Source organism: Gordonia sp. NPDC003950, from assembly GCF_053605205.1.
The window spans coordinates 181,734-205,903 of record NZ_JBSGIT010000005.1 but is presented as its reverse complement, the minus strand read 5'-3'; the positions used below and the strand labels follow the sequence as shown (position 1 = coordinate 205,903).

18 protein-coding genes and 1 pseudogene are annotated in these 24,170 nt (G+C 67.9%); 9 read left to right on the top strand and 10 right to left on the bottom strand.

The genetic code is table 11. The annotated features are described in order from the left end of the window. Positions 1-29: 29 nt before the first annotated feature. From ACWETB_RS06370 to ACWETB_RS06345, 6 genes are all read left to right on the top strand, one after another. On the top strand, positions 30-677 hold the full coding sequence (locus ACWETB_RS06370; protein ID WP_452210012.1) for a dihydrofolate reductase family protein: 648 nt from the start codon (positions 30-32) through the stop codon (positions 675-677). Positions 678-701: 24 nt separating this feature from the next. Further along, entirely contained in the window at positions 702-1,928 is a 1,227-nt protein-coding gene (locus tag ACWETB_RS06365; RefSeq protein ID WP_449742757.1) for an NAD(P)/FAD-dependent oxidoreductase, read from the top strand. A 456-nt stretch (positions 1,929-2,384) separates the two neighbouring features. After that, on the top strand, positions 2,385-4,604 hold the full coding sequence (locus ACWETB_RS06360) for a 6-phosphofructokinase (RefSeq protein WP_449742758.1): 2,220 nt from the start codon (positions 2,385-2,387) through the stop codon (positions 4,602-4,604). Between the two features lie 113 nt (positions 4,605-4,717). Continuing rightward, positions 4,718-5,425 carry a hypothetical protein gene (locus tag ACWETB_RS06355; protein WP_452210010.1) on the top strand — a complete coding sequence of 236 codons (708 nt, stop codon included), beginning with the start codon at positions 4,718-4,720 and terminating at the stop codon, positions 5,423-5,425. An 18-nt stretch (positions 5,426-5,443) separates the two neighbouring features. Further along, entirely contained in the window at positions 5,444-6,394 is a 951-nt protein-coding gene (locus ACWETB_RS06350) for a hypothetical protein (protein WP_452210008.1), read from the top strand. Between the two features lie 119 nt (positions 6,395-6,513). Continuing rightward, positions 6,514-7,584 (top strand): YihY/virulence factor BrkB family protein, encoded by a 1,071-nt coding sequence (locus ACWETB_RS06345; protein WP_449742761.1) that lies wholly within the window; start codon positions 6,514-6,516, stop codon positions 7,582-7,584. Here the strand turns inward: ACWETB_RS06345 and ACWETB_RS06340 are convergent. Beyond that, entirely contained in the window at positions 7,540-8,511 is a 972-nt protein-coding gene (locus ACWETB_RS06340) for a hypothetical protein (RefSeq protein WP_449742762.1), read from the bottom strand. The two genes, ACWETB_RS06345 and ACWETB_RS06340, sit on opposite strands and share 45 nt — an antisense overlap. Positions 8,512-8,689: 178 nt before the next feature. Between ACWETB_RS06340 and ACWETB_RS06335 the strand changes: the two genes are divergently transcribed. Continuing rightward, positions 8,690-10,312, top strand: a complete 1,623-nt coding sequence (locus ACWETB_RS06335; protein ID WP_449742763.1) for a long-chain fatty acid--CoA ligase — start codon at positions 8,690-8,692, stop codon at positions 10,310-10,312. A 4-nt stretch (positions 10,313-10,316) separates the two neighbouring features. Here the strand turns inward: ACWETB_RS06335 and ACWETB_RS06330 are convergent, their stop codons facing one another. Genes ACWETB_RS06330 through ACWETB_RS06315 form a run of 4 tightly spaced genes read right to left on the bottom strand, consistent with a single transcriptional unit; the run spans position 10,317 to position 13,165 of the window. Further along, on the bottom strand, positions 10,317-10,748 hold the full coding sequence (locus ACWETB_RS06330; RefSeq protein ID WP_449742764.1) for a MaoC family dehydratase: 432 nt from the start codon (positions 10,746-10,748) through the stop codon (positions 10,317-10,319). Further along, positions 10,745-11,149, bottom strand: a complete 405-nt coding sequence (locus tag ACWETB_RS06325) for a hypothetical protein (protein ID WP_449742765.1) — start codon at positions 11,147-11,149, stop codon at positions 10,745-10,747. The genes ACWETB_RS06330 and ACWETB_RS06325 overlap by 4 nt, the downstream gene beginning before the upstream one ends. A 49-nt stretch (positions 11,150-11,198) precedes the next feature. Continuing rightward, entirely contained in the window at positions 11,199-12,734 is a 1,536-nt protein-coding gene (locus ACWETB_RS06320; protein WP_452210077.1) for an esterase/lipase family protein, read from the bottom strand. Positions 12,735-12,736: 2 nt separating this feature from the next. Beyond that, on the bottom strand, positions 12,737-13,165 hold the full coding sequence (locus ACWETB_RS06315; RefSeq protein WP_452210005.1) for a DUF2255 family protein: 429 nt from the start codon (positions 13,163-13,165) through the stop codon (positions 12,737-12,739). Between the two features lie 136 nt (positions 13,166-13,301). On the opposite strand from ACWETB_RS06315, the gene ACWETB_RS06310 reads away from it, so the two are divergent. Together ACWETB_RS06310 and ACWETB_RS06305 are read left to right on the top strand one after the other, a co-directional pair. Next, positions 13,302-14,117, top strand: coding sequence for a crotonase/enoyl-CoA hydratase family protein (locus ACWETB_RS06310; protein WP_452210003.1), 816 nt, complete (start codon positions 13,302-13,304; stop codon positions 14,115-14,117). A gap of 141 nt (positions 14,118-14,258) precedes the next feature. Next, positions 14,259-15,551 (top strand): ammonium transporter, encoded by a 1,293-nt coding sequence (locus ACWETB_RS06305; RefSeq protein ID WP_449742768.1) that lies wholly within the window; start codon positions 14,259-14,261, stop codon positions 15,549-15,551. A gap of 33 nt (positions 15,552-15,584) precedes the next feature. Here the strand turns inward: ACWETB_RS06305 and ACWETB_RS06300 are convergent, their stop codons facing one another. The 5 genes and pseudogenes from ACWETB_RS06300 to ACWETB_RS06280 form a co-directional block, all read right to left on the bottom strand. Beyond that, positions 15,585-16,334: a hypothetical protein gene (locus ACWETB_RS06300; protein ID WP_449742769.1), complete on the bottom strand. Its 750-nt coding sequence runs from the start codon at positions 16,332-16,334 to the stop codon at positions 15,585-15,587. A gap of 70 nt (positions 16,335-16,404) precedes the next feature. Continuing rightward, positions 16,405-17,478, bottom strand: coding sequence for a phosphotransferase family protein (locus tag ACWETB_RS06295; RefSeq protein WP_452210001.1), 1,074 nt, complete (start codon positions 17,476-17,478; stop codon positions 16,405-16,407). After that, positions 17,475-17,839 (bottom strand): annotated as a pseudogene (locus ACWETB_RS06290) (FAD-dependent oxidoreductase); the annotation flags it as partial. The gene ACWETB_RS06295 and the pseudogene ACWETB_RS06290, both read right to left, overlap by 4 nt. Beyond that, the gene (locus tag ACWETB_RS06285) at positions 17,757-17,960 is read right to left on the bottom strand and encodes an FAD-dependent oxidoreductase (protein WP_452210083.1); all 204 of its coding nucleotides are present in this window, start codon (positions 17,958-17,960) and stop codon (positions 17,757-17,759) included. The pseudogene ACWETB_RS06290 and the gene ACWETB_RS06285, both read right to left, overlap by 83 nt. 244 nt (positions 17,961-18,204) lie before the next feature. After that, positions 18,205-23,697, bottom strand: coding sequence for an ATP-binding protein (locus tag ACWETB_RS06280; RefSeq protein ID WP_452209999.1), 5,493 nt, complete (start codon positions 23,695-23,697; stop codon positions 18,205-18,207). Positions 23,698-24,170 lie beyond the last annotated feature (473 nt).

The window sequence follows — 24,170 nt, the reverse complement described above, 5'->3', positions numbered from 1 at the left end:
TACCTCGTAGCGAGAGAAAGGACGCCACCATGACGCGTGTCCGCGTCGACATGTTCACCTCGCTCGACGGCCGCACCGCCACCGCCGGCCTCTCCCCGGACGATCCGATGGGTGCGGACTGGGGGCGGCTGACCGCGGCGTACTCGGCGACGCGCACATTCCACGAGCGGGTCTTCGGCGACACCGGCGGCGCCGGCACAACCGGCGTCGACGATGCGTACGCTGCAGCGCATTTCGAGGGGATCGGTGCCGAGATCATGGGTGCGGCGATGTTCGGGCTCCATACGTTTCCCGACGATCCGGCCTGGCAGGGCTGGTGGGGTGACGAACCGCCGTTCGGCACCCCGGTCTACGTGCTCACCCACAGTGCGCCCCGGGCATCGATCCCGATGACCGGCGGCACCACATTCCACTTCCGCAGTGGCGCCATCGACGACGTACTGGCCGAGGCGTCGGCAGCCGCCGACGGTGCCGACGTCCGCGTCGGCGGAGGCGTGGAGACCATCCGGGAGTTCCTGCGGGCCGGCCTCGTCGACGAGCTCCATCTGATGGTCGCCCCAATCGTGCTGGGCCGCGGAACCCGGCTGTGGGATGAGCTGCCCGCGCTCGACGTGACCCACACGGTGACGACCGAGGTGGCCGAGAGCGGCACGATCCACCTCTCGTTCAACCGGTAAGACACCACGTTCTACCGTGGGACCATGACCATCAACACCGATCAGCGGGTCGTCATCATCGGCGCGGGACACGGAGGTGCCGGACTTGCCGCGCTGCTGCGTCAGTCCGGCTTCACCGGGGCGATCACCATGATCGGCGATGAAGCGCACCTCCCCTATCACCGGCCGCCGCTGTCGAAGAAGTTCGACGCGCCGTCGGTGCAGCAGTTGCTGCGGCCGGCCGAGTTCTACACCGACAACCGGATCGACATCCGCACCCGGTCACGAGCCGTTCGGATTCGCACCGACGGCAAGACGGTGATCCTCGCCGACGGCACCGAGATCGGGTACGACACGCTGGTCCTGGCGACCGGATCGCACCCGCGCGCACTGCCGGGCACACCGGAGGGAACCACCTCGGTGATGACGTTGCGGACCCTCGATGATGCGAACACGCTCAACCGGTCGCTCGCCCGTGGCGGCGAACTCGCGATCGTCGGCGGCGGCTACGTGGGCATGGAGGTCGCAGCTGTCGCCCGCAGCCGCGGCCTGCACGTGACGGTCATCGAACGGGAGGAGCGAATCCTCGCCCGCGTCGCCAGCCGTGAACTGTCGGCGATGCTCACCGACTACCACCGTGAGCGGGGAACGACGATCATCACCGGGCGCTCGGTGTCGGACCTGCGGATCGAGGGCTCGGAGGTGACCGGGGTCAACCTGGACGACGGCAGCGTCGTCGAGTGCCGCACGCTGCTGGTCGGAATCGGTGCCGCCCCCGACGAGGTACTGCCCCGCACGGCGGGTCTGGAGTACGACGACGGTGTGATCACCGACGAATACGGACGGACCAGCAACCCCGACATCTTCGCCATCGGCGACCTGGCGCGGCGCCCGGTCGCCGGGCATCACGGTCTGCGTCGCCTCGAATCCATCCCTGCCGCAACCGAACACGCCCGGCACGCGGTGGCGGCGATCCTCGGTCAGGAGCCCGAGGAGCATGAGGTGCCGTGGTTCTGGTCGGATCAGTTCGATCTCAAACTCAAGATCGCCGGACTGACGACACCGGATGTCCGGGTGATCACCCGCGCGACGCCGGGCAAGAACGCGGTCTCGTTCTTCCACATCCAACCGGCGGGCAACGTGGTCGCGGTGGAGGCCGTCAACGCCCCCGCCGATTTCAACGGGGGTAAGAAGCTCATCCGCAGTGGCGCGCACGTCGACCCCGACGCGCTGGCGGATCCGTCGGTCAAGATGCGGGACCTGACCGCCTGATCCGATTGGGCATCGGACAGGGCGCATGCCGCCCCTCGGGGTCAACCTCGGCGTGGGAATTCAGGCGGTGATCCTGTTGTGGTCGGTCGTGGCGTTCGTCCGGCCCCGCTGCGCAGGCCCGTGCGGGTGATGTGCGGCGCCACGGGCGAATCGTGCGCCGACGAACCACGCGCCGGCGACACGCGGGCGACCCTGCGTGCGTCCGAAAGTCCGGGCGACGAACGAGTGAGCCAGTGACGCTGCAGAATCCGCTCCCGCCGACGGCGGCGTAGGCCGCCCTGCGCGACAGACCGGCGCGAATCGGTTGCGGGGTGGATGCCGGACGGCAATGCTCATAGCCGAAGACCCGCAATCACAGAGCCGTCAGAACGCGAGGACACGGGGTGCCCATGACAATCAGAGACTCACTGACGATCAGCGACTCACGCGAGGGCCGGCCGACGGCGGGTTCGCGACATGTCTGAGCTCGGCTCCGCGCCGACGAGCATCGGCGTCCTCACCAGTGGCGGCGACGCCTCCGGGATGAACCCGGCGGTCCGGGCCGTGATCCGGACCGCGCTGCATCACGGCATCGACGCCTATGCCGTTCACGAGGGATACCAGGGTCTGGTCCACGGTGGCGAGTTCATCCGGCGGATGGAGAACGCCGACACCGACGGCATCCTGGCCAAGGGTGGCACCGAGATCGGTACCGCGCGCTCGCAGGAGTTCCGCACCCGTGAGGGGCGCCGCGCGGCCGCCCACAACATGCTCCAGCGCGGCATCGACGCGTTGGTGGTCATCGGCGGCGACGGAAGTCTCACCGGTGCCAACATGTTTCGGGCGGAATGGGCGGAGCTGCTCGATGAGCTCGTCACCTCCGGTGAGATCTCCGCCGACGTCGCCGGCGCGCATCCCTTCCTGCGTCTGGTGGGCCTGGTCGGCTCCATCGACAACGACATGTCCGGCACCGACATGACCATCGGCGCCGACACGGCACTGCACCGCATCGTCGAGGCGATGGACGCCCTGCGCAGCACGGCCTCGAGTCACCAGCGCTCGTTCGTCGTCGAGGTGATGGGGCGCAACTGCGGGTACCTCGCGCTGATGGCCTCCCTGGCCACCGCTGCCAACTGGGTGCTGATCCCCGAGCAGCCGCCGGCCGACGGGTGGGCCGACCGGATGTGCCGCGACATCCGGACCGGTCGGCAGATCGGCCGACGCCAGTCGGTCGTCGTCGTCGCCGAGGGAGCCCAGGACCGCGACGGCAACCCGATCACCGCCGAACAGATCAGGAAACTCCTCGAGGACGAACTCGGCGAGGACACCCGCATCACCACGCTGGGCCACGTGCAGCGTGGCGGTGCGCCGAGCGCCTTCGACCGCTATCTCGCGACGCGGCTGGGATACGCCGCCGTTGAGCGACTCCTCGCCGATGAACCGCACGCCCCCGCGCAACTGGTCGGTCTTCGCGGCAACCGTGTGGTCACCTCCCCGCTGATGGAATGCGTGGAACAGACACGCGCGGTCGCCGACCGGATCAAGTCGAACGACTATGACGGTGCGATGTTGTTGCGCGGCGGCAGTTTCCGCCAATCCCACCGCATCCTGCAGACGATGCAGCAGGCCGCCGCGCGACCCACCCAGGCGGGCCGTCGACGCTTCCGCCTCGCCATCGTCCACGGTGGCGGACCGGCACCCGGAATGAACACCGCGGTGCGTGCGGCGGTCCGGCTCGGTCTGGACCGCGGGTACAGCGTCCTCGCGGTGCGCAACGGCTTCCGCGGGCTGCGGCGTGGCCAGGTCCAGGAGATGGGCTGGATGGACGTCAGTGGCTGGGTGTCCGACGGTGGCGCCGAACTCGGCACCAATCGCTATGTGCCAGAGGGCGAGGCGATCGGGCAGATCGCCGAGCAGATCGCCGCCCATCGCATCGACGGTCTGCTGGTGGCCGGCGGCTGGGCGGCGTACCAATCCGCCTACGAACTGCACCGTCATCGACAGGAGTTCTCGGCCCTGGACATCCCGATCGTCTGCCTGCCGATGACGATCAACAACGACGTCCCCGGAACCGAACTCAGCATCGGCAGTGACACCGCGCTGAACAGCATCGTCTCCGATGTCGACAAGATCCGGCAGTCCGCGGTCGCCACCCGCCGGGTGGCCGTCGTCGAGGTGATGGGCCGCGACAGCGGTTATCTGGCGTTGCTGTCGGGAATCGCGTCGGGTGCCGAGCGGATCTACATGCCCGAGGACGGCATCACCATCGACGACCTGACCGCCGACATCCATTCGATGGCCGAGGGCTTCCGATCGGGACGACGATTCGGACTGATCATCCGCAGCGAAGGCGCCGACTCGGTGTACAACACCTGGTTCATCACGTCACTGTTCGAGAAGGAGGGCGGTGAACTTTTCGATGCCCGCCAGGCGGTGCTGGGTCATGTCCAGGAGGGTGGGGATCCGTCGCCATTCGACCGCATCCACGCCACCAGCCTGACCGCGCGGTGCGTCGAGTTCCTCTCCGAACAACTCGAGTCCGGGGGCCGGGCGAGCGCCATGATCGGATTCCAGTCCGGCAGGCTGCAATTCACCGACCTGACCTCCTACCCCGCGCTCATCGAGACCGATGCGATGCGGCCCATCGAGCAACGCTGGATGGAGAGCAAGAACCTGGCGAGGATCATGCGGCGGTGATCCGGGGTGTGTCTGTGATGCGGTGAGTCTGGATTCGGCACCGGGATCTGGCGCGGCTCGATCGAGGGTTTAGGTTACCCTAACCGAATTGCTCGATCGGAGAAAGAACCGTGATGACTGGTGAGACCTTCGACCGCATGCCCGACGGAGATGTGACCGTGGCGCTCCCTTCCGACGACCCGACCGGCACTGCGTCGGACGGCAGGAACGGGATCACATCGACCACCCCGGTGACCCGGCCGGGAACCGGATACCTCGTGACTCTGGCCGTCGTCGTGGTGGGCGTCGCCGTCACCTCGGCCACCGGACTGCGCGCCCCGTTCTGGTACGACGAGGCGATCACCGCAACCACCGTGAGTCGCGGAATCGGCGGCACCGTCGGCATTCTCGGTCACGCCGACGGCGGGTTCGCGGGGTACACCTTTCTCCTGAGCCCGTGGTCATCGGCGGGTGCCGAATCCGAACTCTGGCTTCGGCTTCCGTCACTGCTGGCCGTGCTGGCCACCATCGTGCTGACCGCCGAACTCGGCCGCCGGATCGCGGGAGGAGCATGCGGCCTCGTCGCGGCACTGCTGGTGGCCGTCGGCGGGGGGATCGTCGCCGAATACGCCAACGAGGCGCGGCCGTACGCCGTGGTCACGGCGCTCGTCACACTCGTGGCGCTGCTCACGCACCGCGCATCGCGCAGGGGTTTCACCGTGGGGTCGGTGGCGCTGCTCGCGGTCCTGATCGCGGCGGCGACCTCGGTGCACACACTCTCGCTGGTCGCCGTCGTCATGTTCACGCCCTGGCTGATCCGGGCCGCGCAGGTCAGTACGTAGTCGACGCGCCTTCGGGTGGTGGCCGCCGTCGGTATCATCGCCGATCTCGTAGTCGCCGGCGTCATGCTCACACTGTCGGCGCAGTACAGCGATCTGCAGAGCTGGATCCACAACCTGAGTGCGACCGAGTTGCTGACCAGCGGGGTGGCGATCGCCTCCGTCGGGGTTGTTGCCCTGCTGCTGATCGGTGCGGGCTACCTGCTCGTCTTCCGACGTGATCGCGGCGGCCTTTCCGACGATTCGGCCACGCCGATCGCCCGCATCGACGTCGGCACCCTCCTACTGTGGGCATGCGGTCCCATGGTGGTGCTGGTGGTCGCCGGGTGGATCTACCAGCCGATGTTCGCATCTCGGTACGTGTTGTCCTCGTCGGTTGCGTGGGCTCTGCTCGGCGGGCTCGCGGCGGCTCTGGTCTGGCGGCATGCCCGGGGCCATCGGGTCCGGCAGATCGCCGTATGCGCCTGCGTCGCCGTGGTCCTCGTCGGCTCGGTAATCGCTCTCGGGGGCCTTCTGCCACGGGCGAAGTCCGAGGATCCGCGAGCGGCGGCGGCCTGGATCACCGAGCGATACGAGCCCTCCGACGCGATCCTGTACGGACTGACGTGGCTCGAGCCGGAACTGCGCTGGTATCTCTCCGATGCGCCGGGTGCGCCCTTCCCCGCCGGTGGTCCCACCGACATCACCGCGGGCCCGGTGACGTCGCTGCAGGCGGATTCACCCTGGACGCCACCCCAACCATCGCTGGTCGAACCGGATCCGGGCACCGGGGTGGGTGAACGACTCGATGCGATCACCCGTGGCCATGATCGCGTGTGGCTGGTGTCCAAACCCGGGGTCCCGGCCGGCTGGACGCCGGTGCCCGAGGTCGGCGCGCCCCTGGCCGAGGAACTCCGTCAGACCTGGACCCTCACCGAGACACGTGGTTTCGGTGATGTTCGCGTGGAGTTGTTCGAACGCACCCGAGGCTGAGCGGGACCACCGACGGCGGTGGCGGCCACGTAGAATCCGCAGTGCGTTGACCAGCACGCACGGGGATGGCAGGGGCCGCGGCCACCGGGCCACCCCGGTTCGAGGAGAAGGTGGCGTCGATGTCGATGGCAGATCGTGTCGACGGATTTCAGCGTCGACACCCATGGAGTGGATTCCCACTGGGCGTCGCCTACAAGTTCTTCGACGATCAGGGTGGGTACCTGGCCGCGCTGATCACCTACTACGGCTTCATCTCGCTGTTCCCACTTCTGCTGGTCTTCACCTCCATCCTCGGCCTCGTCCTCGAGGACGATCCGGAACTCCAGGCGCGCATCGTCGACTCGGCGCTGTCGCAGATCCCGGTGGTCGGTGATCAACTCGGCGACACCGGGCACCTCGGTGGCAGTGCCACCGCCGTGATCATCGGTGTGGTGAGCGCCGTCTACGGTGCGCTCGGGGTGTCGGTGGCGATCCAGAATGCGATGAATGTCATCTGGGCGGTGCCACGCAACGTTCGGCCCGATCCGATCCGAGTGCGGATCCGAGGTGCGATGCTGCTGTCGACGGTTGGACTCGCGGTCATCGGCCTGACCGTGCTCAACGGCGTGACCGCCGCCCTCGACCTCGGTGGCAGTGGGCGCGTGCTGGCGATCATCGGTCCGGTGCTCCTCTACACCGCGGTCTTTGTCGTGGGGTTCCGGTTCGGTACCGCTCGGCACGTGAGTACTCGCGACGTTCTGCCCGGAGCCCTCATCGCCGCACTCGGATGGCAGCTGATGCAGACCTTCGGTGCGGTGTACGTACAGCGGGTGATCGCCCGGGCCAGTGCCATCAACGGCGTCTTTGCCGTCGTCCTGGGTCTGCTCGCGTTTCTCTACATCACCGCGGTGATGGTGGTGATCTGTCTGGAACTCAACACGGTGTGGGTCGACAAACTGTATCCGCGGTCCCTGCTGACCCCGTTCACCGACAACGTCATCCTGATGCCCGGTGACGAGGCTGCCTACTCGGCGCAGGCTCGGGCGCAGCGCAGCAAGGGTTTTCAGGAGATCGACGTGACGTTCGACAATCCGGCCGAATCATCGGGTTCTGATGGGCGCGGCTCCGACGCGCCGGGTGGGCCCGACCCGAGGTCCGCTCCTCGATCACGGGGTTCGACGGAGGGTGCCCACCATGGCATCGATCAGTGATGGATCGGCGGCATCGGGTCCGCCCTGCGGCAGCGAGATCACGAAGAGCACGGTGCCGGACTGGCCGGGCACCGTGGTCGCCACCATGCTGTGGATCGCGGTCGGACCCACGCACGCCGAGGTCTCGATCCCGGTGACCGTCGCGACGATCTGAACCGCCGGTGCGCCCGAGACGGTCAATGGGCGCGGCTCACTCAACGTCACGGTCGGCACCACCCCGGAGTCGGAGGTGTAGATGTCGGCGACGAGCGCTGCCTCGTCGGTGACCGCCGTGGTGATGTCGTCGGTGTTCGAGGCCGCCGGTGTTCCGGACAGGCCCGCCGAGTTGTTCGGGCACCGCGGGACCTCCAACTCGGCCGCACCACCCATCGTCCTGATCGCGCAGTAGCCGAAAGGTCCGTCGTCGCAGCGCTTTTCCCAGCCGACGAGAGTGCCGCAGCCCAGTACCTGCCAGTTGCCCGGGACGTCATAGGACAGGCCCCGTTTGCCGGCCACGGGCTGCCATCCCGTCGGTGTCGCCGCCGTGGTGACCGCTCCCGGGCACGTCGCCGGTGGCGGTGTGGCGGTCACGGGTGGCGGTGTACTCACCGTGACCGAGGTGGTGTGCGACGAGGACGCGGCCGGTGCGGCATGCCCACCCGTACCGCTGAACAGGTGGACTGCGACCACGCCCACCCCGACGATCGCCGCAACGACCAGAACGAGGACGCCGATGATGACCGCCACAGCCTTCCCGCTGCCACCGGGTGGACCGCCGCCCGACGATCCGGGACCACCGGCCTCCGGCCACGCGGACTGCGGTGGGGGCGCGACCCCGTATCCCGGTGGCTGCCAACCGGGCTCGGGCGAGGTCGGGTGGCCGAGCGGGGTCGGGGACCATTCCGGATGCCCTCGGTCCGGTTGCTCGCCCGGTGTCGGATGGCTCATCGATTCCCCCGCGGTCGCTGTTGATGGATGCGTCACGCTATCACCGCGGGCTGCGCGGCGGCCCGCGCCCGATGTCCGTTTCGGAGGATTCCGCCTCGTCGTCGGACGGCGGATGGGACCCTGTGATGGCCGTTTGCGAGAATGCGGTTGAGCGGATCGAGGATCGAGGAGTGATCAGATGTTGAGCACCATGCAAGACGTCCCATTGTCCATTGCTCAGTTGCTCCGGCACGGAAGCAGCGTGCACGGGACGGCCGAGGTCGTCACCTGGACCGGTGAGGGGGCGCGTCGCCGTAGTTATGCCGATGTCGGCCGCCGATGCGCCGCGCTGGCGCACGCGCTGCGGGGTCTCGGTGTCGACGGTGACGAGCGGGTCGCCACCTTCATGTGGAACAACGCCGAACACCTCGAGGCCTATCTGGCCGTTCCGGCGATGGGGGCGGTACTGCACACGCTCAACATCCGGCTGTTCCCCGAGCAATTGGTCCACGTCGCCAATCACGCCGAGGATCACGTCGTCATCGTCGACCCGACGCTGCTACCGCTGCTCAATCCGCAACTGCCGCAGCTGACCACCGTCAAGCACATCATCGTCACCGGTGATTCGACGGACGGCGTCGACGCTCCCGAGGGAGTGCAGGTTCACTCGTATGAGGCGTTGATCGCCGACCAGCCGACCGACTTCGACTGGCCCGAGGTCGACGAGCGTTCGGCGGCCGCGATGTGCTACACCTCGGGGACCACGGGTGACCCGAAAGGTGTTGCGTACTCCCATCGTTCGATCTACCTGCACTCCATGCAGGTGTGCATGACCGAGGGCCCGGCACTCAAGCAGGGTGACCGTGCCCTCGCGGTGGTCCCCCAGTTCCACGCGATGTCGTGGGGGTTGCCGTACGCGGCGTTCATGATCGGCGCGTCGCTGATCATGCCGGATCGTTTCCTGCAGCCCGAGCCGCTGGCCGCGCTGATCGCCGCGGAGCAGCCGACGTTCGCTGCTGCCGTTCCGACGATCTGGCAGGGCCTGCACCAGTACCTGGAGCAGCATCCGCAGGACATCTCGTGCATGCACGACGTCCTCATCGGCGGTTCGGCCGTGCCGCCGTCGCTGATGCACACCTTTGAGGAGGATCACGACGTTCAGGTGCTGCATGCCTGGGGTATGACCGAGACCTCGCCGCTCGGGTCGGTGGCCCGACCGCCGGCCGGCGTGACCGGCAAGGAGCGGTGGGCCTACCGCTACACCCAGGGGCGGTTCCCCGCCTCGGTGCAGGCGCGTCTCGTCGACGAACTCGGTGAGCCGGTACCCAGTGACGGCAAGAGCATCGGCGAACTCGAGGTGCGGGGACCGTGGATCACCGGCTCCTACTACGGCGTCGATGCGCCGGAGAAATTCCAGGACGGCTGGTTGCGCACCGGCGACGTCGGCACCATCACCCCCGACGGCTACCTCACCCTCACCGACCGCACCAAGGACATCATCAAGTCCGGCGGTGAGTGGATCTCGTCGGTGGATCTGGAGAACGCGGTCATGGGTCATCCCGACGTCATCGAGGCGGCGGTCATCGGCGTGCCCGATCCCAAGTGGGATGAGCGGCCCCTGGTGGCCGTGGTGCTGCGCGAGGGTTCCGACGCCACCCCCGACTCTTTGCGAGAGTTCTTGTCCGACAAGGTCGCCAAGTGGCAGCTGCCGGAGCAGTGGACCATCGTCAACGAGGTGCCCAAGACCAGCGTCGGCAAGTTCGACAAGAAGCGCCTGCGGTCGCAGTTCCACGACGGCGGGCTCTCGGTCACGCATTTGTGACCGATCAACGGCCGGACGGCTCGTAGGCGATCCTGATCGGACGCAGGATTGCCTGCGCCCGTCCGTCCGTATCGGCCACCGTGGCGGACGCGGCGATGAGCCCGGGACTCTTCCGGTGGCCGGTGAGGTGCAGTTCCACCGGGGCATCTCCGAGATACACCGGTCGGACAAAACGCGTGTCGCATCCGGTGATCCGGGCGCCGTGGTCGGCCGCCCACCGTTCCGCGTGACTCATCACGATGGCCAGGATGAGGTAGCCGTGTGCGATGGGCGCGGGCAACCCCGCCGCGCGGGCCGCGCTGTTGGACAGGTGGATCGCGTTGTCATCGCCCGAGACCTCCGCATAGCGGGCCACCCGGTCGCGGGTGATGGGCTCGATCGCCTCCCACAGCGGCTCCGCGTCGGCGGGGTCGGGCGTCGTGGTGTCCCCCGTCATCGGCCGGCCTCATCGTCGTCCTCGCGAAAGGTCAAGGTGGCCAACGATTCCGCGATCGTCTCCGCGGTGGCGGCGAGGATCTCGCCGCGCACCCGGGTCGAGACCGCGCCCGCCCGCCGCCGCACCGACTCGATGGTCAGGCGCCCGCCGAGGACGTCGCCGGAGCGTGGCGGACGGTGCACCCGAAGCGATTCCGCGGTGAGGACGAGGCCGTCGGCCGGGACCGCGCCGGCACGCATCGCCTCTCGCGCGAGGATCGCCATGATCTGATGGACGACCGGCAGCCCCGACGGAGTCGTGCCGGGGCCCACAACCTCGGCGAAGTCGGCCAGCAGGGTGTCGGTGACGCCAAGGGGTTCCGGTGTGGTGAACACCATGCCCTCGGCGAGGGTGTACGGCATGGCCAATGGTATCGCCACGGCATCGGCGGTGTGGGTGGGATGTGCCGCCTCAGCGGGTGTCGGGTTCCAACCACGAACGCAGTCGCGCGACGACGTCGGCGTCGGTGAAGTAGCGGAGGTGGTTGATGCCGGTGATCGGCGGCAGATGGAAGGTCTCCGGTAGCGGGGTGTTGTCCACCATGCTCATCGATCGCACACCGACAGCGAGGTCGTTTGTTTCTCCGACGTCGCGGCTCGTGAAGGCGGCGTCGGCGAGGGTGTCGAGGGCGGTCCACAACGCGAGTTCGGGCCCCGAGAACGGTGGATCCGCTTGGTGTGGTTCGAAATCCGTGGTGATGGAGAACAGTTTGGCGCCGGTCGACGCGGATGGGCTGTTCAGCTCGGCGAGGTAGGGGCTGTCGGGGGCCATCGCCGCGAGCCCCGGGATGGCGGGTCGCGAGTCACCGGCACTCACCACGGCCTTGATCATCTCGGCGATCGGGCGACATCCGTCGAGTGAACCGTCCGCCGGCGGGTGGCCGGTCGCGGTGCTGCGGCCCGCGACGAGACCGTGGCCGGCGACGAGATTGGTGAACAAATCGACGGCCAGCCGCCACCAGTCGGGATTGCCCAGCGGTGTACCGGCATTCGGGCCGCCGACCATGATGAGCTTGCCGACCCGCACGCGATCGGCAGGTGTCGCCACACTCTCCAGCAGGCTTCGGGTCACCAACGACCCGCGGCTGTGGGCGATCACGTCCAGGTCGATGTCCTCATACCCGAGGCCCTTGAGGGCGGACAACAATTCCGCGGCATTGACCTTGGGGTCGACGCTGAGGGTGCGGTGATCGAATCCGAGCACCAGGTGGTAGCGGGATATGCACTCATTCAGAAAGGCTGTGCCCGCATCGAATTCGGTGAGCCAGCGGAAGGTGAACCGCGTCGTCACGAAGATTCCGTGGACCAGCAGCAGAATCCGGGTCGGTTGACCGCCCCGTGGTGGCGGTACCGTCGCCAGCGTCGGCCAATCGGGATCGTGTGCCGAGTTGACATGCACCAGGCGGGTTCTGGTGAACAACGACTCGGCGATCGTCACGACGCCGCCGATCGCCGGGCTCAGCGGGAATCGAAAGACGGAGCACGACAGCACGTCCGACCCGAGGCCGATGTCGATCGTGGAGTCTGCAGACGCGGTGCGTGCGCGGCGCGGCGGTGGGGCGGGTAGCGCGAAGGTCAGGGTGCGTGAGGCGGCGGCGCCGTGAGACGGGGTGATCCACCGGAGAACACCGCCGTCGTCGATGAGGACGATCGCACTCTGCCCTTCACCGACGGTGACGTCGATGTGGGGTCCGGGGGCGGGTTCGCGCGCCGCCGGCGGCGAGGGTCGCCCGCGGACCACCGCGGCCTCGGCCACCGCAGTGGTCGCGGACGGGCCGATGCGTGCGTGATACATCGACTGCCAGCCACCGAGCCGGGCGAAGGATGTCGCCGATGGTGCACCGCGACCGGCGACGGTCTCGGGATCCTCACCCGGCCCGAATCGGGCGAGCGGACCGAGCAGGACCAGGTGCGGCGGCAGGTGGAAAACCGGTTCGTCCTCGTGCATGGTCACGGCCCTCCGTCGTGGGCGGGGTCGCCTCCGGATGGCGGCGGTGACAACCGGAGCGTCGACGCCGCTGCGTCATCGGTGACCATTCCGCTGACCGTGGGATCGTCGGACACCCCGTACTTGCTCCGGTAGGCCGCATCGACGGCGGTTCGCATCCCGGCATCGGCGGCGCCCACATCGGCGACGGCGACCTTTCGCTCCCAGTCGGCGATGCGGACCCGGGCCGTGCCGGTCCGCACGGCGGCCCCGAACCAGCCGGTGTCGCGCCGACGCCACGTCCGCACGAACACCGAGCCGTCGACCTCGACCACCCAGATGGGGACGTCGGTGCGCATGGTGCCGTCCGCGCGGGGCGTCGAGATCCGGAGCTCGCGTGCGGCAGCGATCCGTCGCAGAGCGGCACCGTCCCATTTGCCGGGGAAGTTCATTGCCCCACCCTTCGTGCCGACGACCTCGCGTCGCACCGTCGTTCGATGCGGCGATCTCTGGCAGACATGGTAGTTCGGTGACGTCCCCACGTGCCCCGTGATAGTCGTGGACGGAATCAATCGAGAGGCATGCCCGATGGACACACCCCGAATCCGCAGCACCGTCGACGAGACGGGAGTCGCCGTTCTCACCCTCAATAGAGCCGAGAAGCACAACGCCCTCGACGACGCCATGTTCGACGCTCTCGTCGATGCGGCGGCAACGATGGCCTCCGACAACGCCGTCCGTGCCGTGGTGATCCACGGCGACGGCAAGAGCTTCTGCTCCGGCCTCGACGTCTCCACCCTGGGTGGTTCGGGCCTGGGCGGTTCGGGCCTGGGGCGCTCGCTGCTGGAGCGTGAGGGCGGACAGGTGGCCAACCGGCCGCAACGGGTTGCGCTGGACTGGGCGCGGGTGCCGGCGCCGGTCATCGCGGCGATCACCGGGAACTGTTTCGGAGGTGGACTGCAGATCGCGCTCGGCGCCGACATCCGCTATGCGGCGCCCGATGCCCGGTTGTCGATCATGGAGATCAAGTGGGGACTCGTGCCGGACATGGGCATCACCGCGACCCTTCCCCGCCTGGTTCCGCTGGACGTGGCCAAGGAGTTGACCTTCACCGGCCGCATCCTCTCCGGTACCGAGGCGCACCGTCTGGGGTTGGTCACCGGGGTGTCCGACGATCCCCTCGACGCGGCGCTGACCCTCGCCCGCGAGATCGCGGCGAAATCACCCCACGCCGTCCGCGCCGCGAAGCAGTTGTACGAACGCACCTGGACCGGCAACGACCCCGCCGCGGCCCTCCTGCTCGAAAGCGAGCTACAGGTCGGGCTGATGGGCTCGCCGAACCAGCTCGAGGCGGTGGCCGCCGGGATGGCCCGTCGCCCAGCCCGGTTCGTCGATCCCGATTGAGCATTCCGGCCGGGCGCCGGGAGCCTCCTGGGCGATATGCCCGAGTTGTCGGGTCCGCCTGTGCGGCAGGGAAGTTCGCCTCGGCTGGCGTCATGGGCAAGCCGTTAGACTTCCGACACTCTCCTACGACGAAGGGTGTCGATGTTCCCGACATACGGAATCCCCGATGGCGCAAACACCGCCTGGATGCTGGTGGCGTTTGCGCTCGTCCTGCTGATGACACCGGCCCTCGCGCTGTTCTACGGCGGCATGGTGCGATCCAAGAGCGTGCTCAACATGATGATGATGTGCCTGTCGGCCATCCCCATCGTGTGGATCATCTGGGTGGTCATCGGGTACTCGTTGGCGTTCGGTACCGACCACGACGGACTGATCGGCAGCTTCGCCTCCTTCCCCGGCCTGGAACACACCTTCGGCGCCAACGCCGACGGCGAGATACCGCTCGTCGGAACGATTCCCGCGATCCTATTCGTCGCGTTCCAGGCCGGTTTCGCGATGGTGACCGTCGCGCTGATCGCCGGTGCGGTCGCCGACCGCATGCGGTTCGTCGCGTGGTTGCTCTTCGCCGCGGTGTGGTCGGTGGTGGTCTACATCCCGATCGCGCACTGGGTGTTCAGCGCACCCGGCCTCACCGAGGAACACGGTGGCTGGATCGTGTCGCACCTCAAGGCGATCGACTTCGCCGGCGGAACCGCGGTCGAGATCAACTCGGGTGCCTCTGCGCTCGTCCTCGCCCTGCTCCTCGGCCGCCGGCGGGGATGGCCGAAAGACCCGATGCGACCACACAATCTGCCATTCGTCATGCTGGGCGCCGGACTGTTGTGGTTCGGATGGTTCGGCTTCAACGCCGGTTCGGTCCTCGAGGCCAACGGTGCGGCAGCGATCGTCGCCGTCAACACCCTCGGCGCGGGCGCGGCGTCGATGGTGTCATGGCTGGTCGTCGAACAGGTCCGGCACGGTCGGCCGACCTCCTTCGGCGCCGCGTCCGGTGTGGTCGCCGGTCTCGTGGCGATCACCCCCTCCTGTTCGGCGGTCACGCCGGTCGGCGCGCTGGCCGTGGGGGCGGTGGCCGGCGCGGTGAGCTCGTATGCGATCGAATTGAAATTCCGCTGGCGCTACGATGATTCGCTCGACGTCGTCGGCGTGCACTTCGTCAGTGGTGTCGTCGGCATGCTGATGATCGGACTGGTGGCGTCGTCGACCGCTCCGGCCGGTGTGGACGGCCTGTTCTACGGCGGTGGGCTGGATCAGCTGTGGCGGCAGGCGGTGGCCGTGGTCGCGGTGCTCGCTTATGCGGTGGTGGTGACCGGGGTGATCGGGCTGGCGCTCAAGTACACCATCGGACTGCGCGCGGACCGTCAGCACGAGGTGGACGGGATCGACGACGCGCAGCACGCCGAATCGGCTTACGACTTCTTCACCCCGGGCCGCTGAGTCCTCTCCCGAGCTACTTCTCCTGGGTGGCTTCTATCGCGCGGCAGCGGAATAGAAGACCGTGGACACCCCGATCGGTGCGGGGGCCGACTCGCCGTCTCCGTGGAAGACCGTCCAGTCGGATTGCGACTTGTCGAAGAGTGCTCCGACGCCGGTGCCCAGCTGCGGGCGGTAGAAGACAAACGAGTACACCGACCCCGATCGGCAGCTGTATCCGAACTCGAACCCCGCCGGCGGCATCGGCCAGGCGCCACCGTTGCGGGCGACGCACCGCGCGCCGTCGGCCAGTTCCAGAGCCCAGGGGAAGATGTCCGGATCGGGCTGCCCCAGCACCGGCAGGCTCCCGCTGTAGCCGTACGCCGTGAGTCGGGTGGTCCACGGGTCGGGGGTACAGAGCAACCGCCCGGGAGACGGCCAACAGGCATTGGCGGACTGCGCGGTGGTACCGCATCGGTACACGCCGTCGGTGGTGGCGCCGAGCGCATGGCTGCAGTAACGGATGTCGGTTGCGGTGAACGAGTCCCCGCCGCCGCCGAGGCTGTAACCGTTGACGGGATTGCCGGCGGTGTCGACGGCGACCACCGAGATCATCCGAGGACCCGATTCGGCGGCGCCGCCCGATTCGGTGGACTGCGCTCCGGCTGCCTCCGGGTGGGCCGCGCCATCGGTGCTGACACTGCATCCGCTGAGGATCGCGCCGAGGGCGATGACCGCCGCGAGCCAGGCGGACAGCCGGGTGAGGTGAGTTCGGGCGATTCGCGATCCGCCGTTGGTCCTCCGCATGGGACAGAACCTTATCGGGGTCGGCGCCGATGCCGCGGCGATGTGATGTCGTCCGAAGAGGTGATTGCGATCAGGATCCGGTCACGGCCGTGATGCGCTCCTCGACCATTCCGACCGCGAGTCCCAGGAGTTTGAAGGCCTCGTTGGTGGTCTGCCCGTGGTAGTAGCGGTAGTAGATCTGCTGCGCGATCACGGCCTGCCGGAAGTAGCCGAAGGCCTCATACCAGCGCCACCGCTCCGGTGACATCGCGAAACCCATTCGATCGCAATAGATGTCGACGAACTCGGCGCGGGTGATCATCCCCGGCAGGTGCGTCGGAACCCGCCGCATCATCTGCATCTGATCGTCGTCGTCGGCCTGGACCCAGTAGGCCATCGAGCCGGCGACATCCATGAGCGGATCACCGAGGGTGGCCATCTCCCAGTCGAGGATGCCGATCACCCGGGTCACGTCGTCATCGGCGAGCACCACGTTGTCGAGCTTGTAGTCGTTGTGGATGACGCAGTTGGCGACGTCTTCCGGTTGGTTGTCGGCCAGCCACGCCATCGCCGCCTCGTAGTCCGGGACATCGTCGGTGCGTGCGTTGCGGAAACGCGTCGACCATCCCTCCACCTGTCGGCGCACATACCCGGCGCCCTTGCCGAGATCGGCGAGTCCGGCGCGTTCGGGGTCGACCGAATGCAATTCGACCAGAACGTCGATGAAGTTCAGACACAATGCCCGGGCCTGCTCGGCGGACAAGGGGACGTCGGCCGGCCATTCCTTTCCCGGGATGATCCCGTCGATCCTGCCCATCACGTAGAAGTCGGTGCCGAGGATCTCCTCGTCGTCACAGAAGGCGACCATCGGTGCGACGTAGGGCAGCACCGCAGCCAGTTTCGATTGGATGCGGTATTCACGGCCCATGTCGTGGGCGCCGCGGGCCTTGGTGCCGCGGGGTCCGTGACGCAGGATCAGTTCACGGTCGGGGTAGGTCAGCAGAAACGTGAGATTGGATGCGCCACCGGAGAATTGCTTGACCTCGGGTGTCTGGTCGAGGCCCGTAGGGTCGGATGCGTGGGTTCGTAACCATTGCGCGACCCGGACGGTGTCGAAGGCGTCCTCGGACCGGACATCGCGTGCACCCGCGACCTGATGACTCATCCTCGATCTCCCTTGCTGCTCTGCAGGATCACCTCGACCGCACGCGATGCACTCTGGCACGCACCTTCCATGGTGGTGGCCCAGTCGGTGCGCGTCCAGTCCCCCGCCAGTGCCGGCCTCCGCGTCGCGGTCGGCTGATCCGGCCGGATCTCGGCGGTTCCGGGTCGTTGGGCGAGGGTGGATTTCGGCATGCGCACGACGTGGCTGGCCGGTCGAGATCGAGGTTGACGCCGAGAATCGGTACCGGTGTGAGTTGTTCTGCCGCGGCATAGATCTGCTCACGCCCGGGAACCCTGTCGAGCAGCCCGCGAATGCTCCACACCGGGAGGGCGCAGATGACGGCATCGGCCGCGATGTGTTCCCGCCACCGGCATCGCGATGGTGCGTCCACCCAACGACCCGCGACGCTCCGGCAGCGTCACCCGATGACCGGCCTCGGTCAGCCAGACCGCCGAGGCCAGCCCGGCCTGTCCCCCGCTCACAATCACACAGTGCATGGATTGAGACCAGATCGTCGATTTGTGTCTTTGTGGGTCTTGGAGCTGATGTCGGGCGCTGTCAACGGTGGGGCGAGCGCTGTCAACGGTGGGGAGAGCGCTGTCAACGGTGGGGAGAGCGCTGTCAACGTCAGGCGACGCGGACCGCCCCGCAGCGATCGGTGACGATCGGTGCGGGGCGGTCTGTGCGGTCTGAGCGGATGCAGGCCGCGATCGGGCGGGCTTTACCTTACGAGACGCCCACCTGGGTGTTCTGATTCGACCAGGCGGTGCTGCCGTTGATGGCGCCGATGATCTGCGGCCGCAGTTCGGCCGCCTTGATCACCGCGTCCACCGAGCCCACCTCGACGGCGCGCTGGATGCTGTGCACCGAGTCGAACTCCGCGGCGAGTTCGCTGATCTTCTCCGCCCGCACCGACTGCCGGATGTCGGTCAGTTCCGCCCCGAGGTTGGTCCGGTCGGTGCCGGATGCGTCGGCCACGCGGGCCTCGAGATCACGCACCCGCGGGTCGGACGCGGTGCGTTTGGCCACCTCGCCGGCGAAGACCACCGCGGCGGCGGGAGCTCCGCCGAGCACCGAGGCGAACGACCCCTCGATCGCCAGGACCGTCATGTTCGGGTTGAGGGCCTTGGAGAACACCACGAACGCACCGCCGTGATAGCGCGAGATCACGCAGAACACGATGGGGCCCTTGAAATTCACGATCGCGCGACCGATCTCGGCTCCGTATTCCAGCTGCAGTTTGCGCAGCGACTCGGGCGATCCGTCGAATCCGGACAGGTTGGCCAGGACCACCAGCGGACGGTTGCCGCTGGCCACGTTGATGGCACGGGCCGCCTTCTTCGACGACTGCGGGAACAGCGTGCCTGCGGTGTAGGTGTCCGGGCCGTCGGTGGGTGTGTATCCGCGACGTTGAACTTCGCGGGACTCGATACCCAAGAGGCACACCGGGATTCCGCCGAGGTGTACATCGCACACGACCGCGGTCTCGGCGTCGGCCATTCCGGCCCAGCGTTCGAGGACCGCGTGGTCCTGATCGGCAAGCGCCCGCATCACGGTACGAATATCGAAGGGCTTCTTGCGATCCGGGTTGGTCAGCGGGGAGAAGATCTGACCGACCGTGGTGAAGTCGCTGCCGGCCAGGACATGCGGATAATCCGACACGTCGCGATCGATCGGGTCGCCGGTGATCGCCCGACGCGGTGTGGGCTCCCCCGGAACCACATAGGTGTGATCGTAATGCGACATCAACAGATCGCGGGCCGCGGTCAGGTTCGGTACCCAGTACTGGGCCTGGCCATTGGGGCCCATCACGCGGTCGTAACCACCGATGCCGAAGTTGTCCTCGGCCGAGACGCCACCGGAGAAGTCCAGCGACTGCTTACCGGTGAGCACCATCGCCGAATCCGGGGTCATCACCAGGATGCCCCTGGTGTGCATCAGCATGGTCGCCTCGGCGTTCCAGTACGGCTGCGCACCGACGTTGATGCCGGCGACGACGATGTTGATCTCGCCACCGTCCTGGGTGAACTCGACGACACGCTTGAGTGCCCGGGCCACCCAGTCCATGTTCTCGGTGCCGGACTCCATCGAGATCCGGGCGCCCGAGGAGAGGGCGAACCACTCCAGCGGAACCTGCATCCGCTCGGCCAGATCGAGTGCCGCGATCACTCGCGCACACTCCGGTTCCGACAGTGCGCCAAGGGATTTGGTCGGGTCACCGAGGAGGATGACGCGGGTGATGCCCTCGGGGTACTTCTCGCTGGTGGTGGTGATGACACCGGCGACCATCGCCGCGGTGTTGCGTCCTGCCGGCCTCTCGACCGGTACCAGGGTCTGCTCGGCGTCGAGATCGTACTCGGCGAAGTCGCCGAGCATCGCGGCCAGTTCGTAGGGGTACACGGTGTTGCGCTTGGCGGCCCGCAGCACCTTCTGGCGGTAGGCATCGACCGGTGCGATCGGCTCGTCGGTGGGTTCGCCAACCACGACGTCGAAACCACCGGTGGCGTTGACCGACAAGCGAACTGCGATCTTGGACAGCTCGCCGGAGTCGGCATCGCGGCGCCGTCCGATCAGTAGGACCTCCTCGAGTCCCACCCCGACGGTGGTCGCCCGGATGTAGTCGGCGATCACCCGGAAGGTGTCGTCGCCGGCCTCGATGGGCGGCCAGATGTACATGATGATGCGGTTGGTGTCGGCGCTCCTGCCCGCGCCGCGCAGGGCCCGTCGCAGCGAGTCCACACACGATGCGAGAGTGGCCTCGGCCGACGGCAGTGTGAGCAGGTGGCCATCGTCGTCGCGCAACTCGGTGAGGTCGCGCACCTGCGCGAAGGCGACGAGCCGGTCGTCGGACGGATTGTCCTTGGCAACAGCGCGATACAGGTAGATCTCCTCGTCGTCGGCCGAGGCGACACGGGTGAGATCGAACTTGCGCCACCGTTCCATCTGCATGCGCTGGGCGATGTAGGGATGCAGGCCGCGGATCAGGCGCTCCTCGGACATGCCGGTGGCCGAGGGGCGGAAGGTGAAGTGATGGTGCATCCGGGCACCGTCGATGCCGGCGACCGTGGTCGTGACGCGGTGGACCTGGGGCGGCAACCCGCTGCCGGCGATGACCTCCTCCAGGGCGCTCGCCATGGCGTCGAAGTCGTCGGGTCGTTGCTCCCACCGGAGGTAGATGTCGGCGTCGACGGAGACGCTGTCGCGGGCGATATCCGCCAAACCGGCCAGCGCGCCGCCCAATTCGTCGAATCCGACGGCGGTCGAGATGAGGCTCGAGCCGGCACGTTCGGCGACCACGAAACCGGCCGCGCCGGTCTGCTGGACGCGAATGTTGGTCAGGCCCTTGTTGCCGTAGTACCGGCGAGTGAGGACCTCGAGCAGGACGGAGTTGTCGCCCTTGCCGCGGGTCATCTGCTGACCCAGCAGCCGAACCAGTGGTTCGGTGCTGCCGACCATCTCGGCGATCCGCTCGGCACGATCGGCGGCGTCGGGGGTGGCGTCGAGGTAACGCAACTGATCGCGGACGGTGTTGTTCACCCGCGCGCGGCTACGCAGCAGCAGTGGCTGGCCGTACCAGGCGTAGATGACGCCGCGGGCGAGGTCGGCGATCGCCGGGAAGCGCACCTTGGATGCGGCGACCAGACGGTCCAGCGCGGCGCCGACGGTGTCGCTGAGCTCGTCGCGGGGCGCGGGTTCGCTCAACCACTGCCGTAGCAGCGCGGTGATGACGGTGACCGAATCCGACGGACGCTGCAGGGCGAGGAAGATGCGGAACACCGCGGCCTCGAGTTCGGGCGTGCGTTCCAGATCGTCGATGCCGTAGTGCACGAGTGCGCGACGCAGCGCGGCGTGGAAGGCCTCGGGCAGCCCGTCGCGTTCGGCGTCGAGGCTCTGCAGGTAGGTGTGGAAGCTCTCCCGCGCGCTGTGCACGCGTTCGTCGCCGATCCCCTCACCCGACGGGCGGTTCTGGCTCAGGCGCGCCAGATCGGAGAACACGGTGATCAGCTCGAGTTCGTCGGCGATGGGACGGCGCGCGTCCTCGATCGCCTCACGCCGGGCCGAGCGGTAGTCATCGAGCAGGCGGGTGCGGTCGTGCGGATCGACGTCGTAGCCGAGCAGCAGGCTGCGCAGATCCTCGAGCCCGCGAGCGGTGCGGACCTCGGCCGACAGGTCGGCGGGGACTTCCGGCAACTCGATGTCGACGGCGGCCTCGGCCGCCTCGACCGAATCCTCCTCCTCGTCGTCGGTGAGCGGTTCCAGACGCAGCAGCGGGACACCGGTCTCCACCTGCGTACCGACCGACACCAGGCATTCCTTTAGCCGCGACCGCATCGGTGCCCGCAGCACGGTCTCCATCTTCATGCTCTCCAGCACCAGGACGGGAGCTCCGGCCTCCACCTCGGCGCCGACCTCCAGCGGGGTGGCGACGACGAGTGCGGGTGCCGGTGATCGGACCACGCCACCCTCGTCGCGGCTGACGCGGTGCGTCACGCCGTCGACGTCGACGAGGTGGATCGGTCCGTGGGTGTCGGTCACCAGGCGGTAGCGGACCCCGTTGAGGACGATCTGCGCGGCATGCGCGTCGAAACGTTCGAGGTCGACGTCGGCGGTGCGGGACTCGGTGCCGGCCTCGATGCCGACACGGAAGCGATGGGCACCGATGCGCGCCACGCGGACGCGGTAACCGACGCCGCGCAGCTTCAGGTCCAACGGGCGGCCACTGTCGTGCTGGACCTGCGGCCGACCACCGGATGCGGTGGACAGCAGCCGCTGACGTTCGAGGGATTCCTCTTCCTCGTAGGCGTCGATGGCCGCGGCGGCCAGGGCGACCGCGGAATGGCGGGACGCTATGAGGCGGCCCTCGGTGCGGACCCGGTCGATCCAGCCGGTGTCGGCGCTGCCGTCGATCACCTCGGGCTGGTTGAGCAGTTCGAGAACGAAACTCTTGTTGGTCGCGCCGCCCTCGATGATGACGCGGGTCTGGGCCATCGCGCGGCGCAACCGGCCGAGTGCCTCGTCGCGGTCGCGGCCGTAGGCGATGATCTTGGCGATCATCGAGTCGAAGTCGGCGGGGATGGTGTCGCCCTCGCTGACGCCGGTGTCGACGCGGATGCCGGGACCGGCGGGCAGATCGAGACGGGCGATCCGCCCGGGGGCGGGTGCGAAGTCGCGGTCGGGATCCTCGGCGTTGAGCCGGGCCTCGATGGCGTGGCCGCGTTCGGCCGGCGGTTCACCCTCGAGACGTTCACCGGAGGCGACCCGCAACTGCGCGCGTACCAGGTCGAAGCCGGTGGTGACCTCGGTGATCGGATGCTCCACCTGCAGTCGGGTGTTGACCTCCAGGAAGGCGAACAGCTTCTCGCCCGGGTGATAGAGGAACTCGACGGTGGCCGCGCCACGGTAGCCGACGGCCACCGCGAGCCGTTCGGCGGAGGTCTTGAGTTCGAGGACCTGCTCGGGTGCGAGCACCGGTGAGGCGGATTCCTCGATGATCTTCTGATTGCGTCGCTGCACCGAGCAGTCACGGACGCCGAGTGCCCATGCCGTGCCCTGCCCGTCGGCGATCACCTGGACCTCGACGTGGCGGGCGCCGGTCACCAGACGCTCGAGGAAGACCACGCCGCTGCCGAAGGCGCGGGCGGCCTCGTCGCGCGTGCGCTCGTAGGCGTCGCGGAGTTCGGAGTCGTCGGAGACCTTGCGGATACCTCGACCGCCACCGCCGGCGGTCGCCTTGAGCATCAGTGGGTATCCGATGTCCTTGGCCGCTGCGACGGCTTCGTCGATGGTGTCGACGCCTCCACGACTCCACGGGGCGACGGGGACACCGACCTCCTCGGCGATGAGCTTGGCGCCGATCTTGTCGCCCAGTTTGCGCATCGCCTCGGCCGACGGGCCGACGAAGGTCACGCCGATGCGGTCGCAGAGCTCGGCGAAGACGGGGTCCTCGGCGACGAAGCCCCAGCCGACCCATGCAGCGTCGGCGCCGGTCTCGAGGAGGGCTCGTTCGAGCAGGTCCATGTTGAGGTAGGGGCGTGCGGCCGCCGGGCCCAGGTCGTAGGTGATGTCGGCTTCGCGCACGAAGGTCGCGTTGCTGTCGACATCGGTGTGTAGGGCGACCACCTCGATGGGCTGTCCGGTCTCGGCGGACAGGCCGCGGACGGCGTGGATGAGTCGCATGGCGGCTTCGCCTCGGTTCACGATGGCAATGCGGGCGAACATCACCGACTCCCTTCTCTTCGTCGTCAGGCCGATGGACCGTGGTGGTCGCACAGCACTCGGGGCGGACGGTAGCACCGTCGCTGCGTCGAGTGTCTCGGTTCGGCGGAGTGGGACGCCGGTGGCGAACCCGCGGTCGATTGTTGCGGATCGTTATCGTACGCGCGAGTACGGTTCGGACACGCCGACCTGCGATGTCGCGTTCGAGCGTGCCGGTGGCCGACGAATCCGGGCGGCACCAGGACATGTGGACCTCGGCGGCGTCGGAGATGTGGTCTTCGTCACTATGGCCGGCGAAGGTGTCGGCTCCCCCGGATATTCCGAGCAATGCCCGTTGTCACCATCGATGGTTGGCGCATGGGATCGGCGAGTTGACGCCGATTCAACTCCGACGAACGTGAATGATTCTCTGGCCCAGCTCAACCGGTTGGGATCGACACCCGAGCGGTGCTGTGGTGTTGCCTCGCAGCGCAACT

Coding starts and splice junctions, on each gene's coding strand:
- ACWETB_RS06280 (WP_452209999.1), bottom strand. CDS start 23,697: ATGTTCGCCCGCATTGCCATCGTGAACCGAGGCGAAGCCGCCATGCGA.
- ACWETB_RS06310 (WP_452210003.1), top strand. CDS start 13,302: ATGGACACACCCCGAATCCGCAGCACCGTCGACGAGACGGGAGTCGCC.
- ACWETB_RS06315 (WP_452210005.1), bottom strand. CDS start 13,165: ATGAACTTCCCCGGCAAATGGGACGGTGCCGCTCTGCGACGGATCGCT.
- ACWETB_RS06355 (WP_452210010.1), top strand. CDS start 4,718: ATGACTGGTGAGACCTTCGACCGCATGCCCGACGGAGATGTGACCGTG.
- ACWETB_RS06365 (WP_449742757.1), top strand. CDS start 702: ATGACCATCAACACCGATCAGCGGGTCGTCATCATCGGCGCGGGACAC.
- ACWETB_RS06320 (WP_452210077.1), bottom strand. CDS start 12,734: ATGCACGAGGACGAACCGGTTTTCCACCTGCCGCCGCACCTGGTCCTG.
- ACWETB_RS06300 (WP_449742769.1), bottom strand. CDS start 16,334: ATGCGGAGGACCAACGGCGGATCGCGAATCGCCCGAACTCACCTCACC.
- ACWETB_RS06305 (WP_449742768.1), top strand. CDS start 14,259: ATGTTCCCGACATACGGAATCCCCGATGGCGCAAACACCGCCTGGATG.
- ACWETB_RS06360 (WP_449742758.1), top strand. CDS start 2,385: ATGTCTGAGCTCGGCTCCGCGCCGACGAGCATCGGCGTCCTCACCAGT.
- ACWETB_RS06330 (WP_449742764.1), bottom strand. CDS start 10,748: ATGACGGGGGACACCACGACGCCCGACCCCGCCGACGCGGAGCCGCTG.
- ACWETB_RS06370 (WP_452210012.1), top strand. CDS start 30: ATGACGCGTGTCCGCGTCGACATGTTCACCTCGCTCGACGGCCGCACC.
- ACWETB_RS06345 (WP_449742761.1), top strand. CDS start 6,514: ATGTCGATGGCAGATCGTGTCGACGGATTTCAGCGTCGACACCCATGG.
- ACWETB_RS06295 (WP_452210001.1), bottom strand. CDS start 17,478: ATGAGTCATCAGGTCGCGGGTGCACGCGATGTCCGGTCCGAGGACGCC.
- ACWETB_RS06340 (WP_449742762.1), bottom strand. CDS start 8,511: ATGAGCCATCCGACACCGGGCGAGCAACCGGACCGAGGGCATCCGGAA.
- ACWETB_RS06335 (WP_449742763.1), top strand. CDS start 8,690: ATGTTGAGCACCATGCAAGACGTCCCATTGTCCATTGCTCAGTTGCTC.
- ACWETB_RS06325 (WP_449742765.1), bottom strand. CDS start 11,149: ATGCCGTACACCCTCGCCGAGGGCATGGTGTTCACCACACCGGAACCC.